At 73.3% G+C, this 1,791-nt stretch carries 1 protein-coding gene and 1 pseudogene; both read right to left on the minus strand.

The genetic code is table 11. The features are described from left to right. Positions 1–72 precede the first annotated feature (72 nt). The gene (locus tag Q0L11_RS20925; protein ID WP_296599837.1) at positions 73–1,014 is read right to left on the minus strand and encodes a glycosyltransferase; all 942 of its coding nucleotides are present in this window, start codon (positions 1,012–1,014) and stop codon (positions 73–75) included. Further along, positions 1,011–1,791, minus strand: a pseudogene (locus Q0L11_RS20930) (heme biosynthesis protein HemY); the annotation flags it as partial. The gene Q0L11_RS20925 and the pseudogene Q0L11_RS20930, both read right to left, overlap by 4 nt.

Here is a 1,791-nt window from a genome sequence, read left to right on the forward strand (position 1 = left end):
TACCGGCTGAGCTAAGGCGGCTCCTGTCCGGGGACGCGGGCTTTTACGTGAAAGCGTCCGATTTGCAAAGCGTCACGCGGTCACGGCCATGCGGTCTCGCCAGAAGGCCGCCAGGGCCTGGGCGAAGGCGGCGTGGGACCATTGTGTGGCGGTCTGCGCGGCCGCGTGGCGCATGAGGGCGGCTGCGCCCCCGCCCTGCTCGGCGAGGGCCACGGCGCGGACCAGGGCGTGGGCCGCGGCCTCGCAATCGTTCTCCTCGACCCAGAGGCCATTGACGCTGCTGGCGAACTCTCGGCCGCCGACGCCGGTGAAGCCCGCGACGAGGCACTCGCTCGCCAGCGCCTCCAGGGCCGTGAGGCCGAGGGCCTCCATCTTCGCCAGGCTGAGGAACACCGAGGCGCGGCCCATCACGTCGGCGACCTCGGCCTCGCTGGCGGTGTCCATCGCGATCCAGCGCCAGGCGCCGGCGCTGGGGCAGAGCCGCTCGAACATGTAGCGGATGGTCTTCTCCTCCAGCCGACGGCGACGCGGCGAGCAGGCGATGATCTGTTCCTTCGGCCGCGGCCCGAAGGTCCTCTCGTCGGCGAAGCCGGGCGTGACCGAGATCAGGTCGTAGTCGAAGAACCGCGCGATCATCCCGGCCACGCCGACGCCGCAGGCCATGAACGTGCGGTACTGGACCTTGAGTTCGGCCGGCAGGTCGGCCAGCCCATGGCCGGCGAGGGCATAGGGGTTCTGGCAGAAGATCACCTTGCGGTTCGGCAGCGCCGCGGCCTGCAGCAACGCCTCGGTCGAATCCTCGGGCAGGACCAGGATGTCGTCGGCTCCGAGCGGCGCCGACCCGCCCTCGACGGGCGCGCGGTGGTCGAACCAGGTCAAAGGCGCGGCCTCGGCCGGTCGGCGGACGACCGCGTCGAAGCCCAGGTCGCACAGCGTCTCGACGTGGCGGAAGATCATCTTGGCGCCGCCCGACCGCGAATGGGCGAAGGGCGTCACGTAGACAATGCGGGTCATCGCGGCGCCCGGCGCCGGGAACGAGGGGCTGGCGGCGGCTTGGGCGCCGGAGGCGGCGGCGCCTTCGGCTCGGGGTCCTCGTAGCCTTCGTCAACGGGATACAGAGTTGGCTCGGCCAGCATCGGACCGGCGTCGGCATAGGCGATAGGCAACTCGGGCAGTTCTCGAAGGCTCCGCTCCCGCCGTTCCAGGCGCGGATGCAGCAGTTCGCCGGTCTCGGCGAAGGCGATAGCGAGGCGCGCCCAGTCGCGGGCGTGGTAGGCGAAGGGCCGCCCCTCGGGGTCGAGGTCGGACCAGTCGGGCTCGGGCGGCGCGTTCATGCCGCGCGCCAGCCACATGCGCGCCTCGTCGACCGCGCCAGCGGCGTAGGCGGCGCGCGCCATGATCCCGGCGACCCGCGCGGTGACCGGCTGGCCCTCCAGGGCGCGCGACGCCTCGTGCGCCGCGGGGCCGTCCCCGGTGACGAGGGCCTGCTCCACATAGAGCAGCAGGCTCTCGCGGTGTGTCGGGTTCACGGCGGCGAGTTGGCCCAGCCGCTGCGCGCGCTCGCGCGGGGTCTCGTTCGTCTTCAGGTCGCGGTAGGCCAGCCACAGCGCCGGGTGCGGCGCGGCGCGCCAGGCGTTCTCGATCAGGGCGGCCGCGCGGCCCATCTTGCCGTCGTCGGCCAGCAGGCGGGCCGCCATCACCACGCCGGGGGCGAAGCCGGGCTGCAGGCGCGCGGCCTCCGCGGCCTGGTCCAGCGCCTGGGCGCGGGCCTTGGGCTCGGGCGCGTGCTCG

The organism is Phenylobacterium sp., from assembly GCF_024508875.1.
Classification (GTDB): Bacteria; Pseudomonadota; Alphaproteobacteria; order Caulobacterales; family Caulobacteraceae; genus Phenylobacterium.

What these genes read in the sequence shown, in the direction of transcription:
- Q0L11_RS20925 (WP_296599837.1), bottom strand. Translation starts at nt 1,014, where the DNA reads ATGACCCGCATTGTCTACGTGACGCCCTTCGCCCATTCGCGGTCGGGC.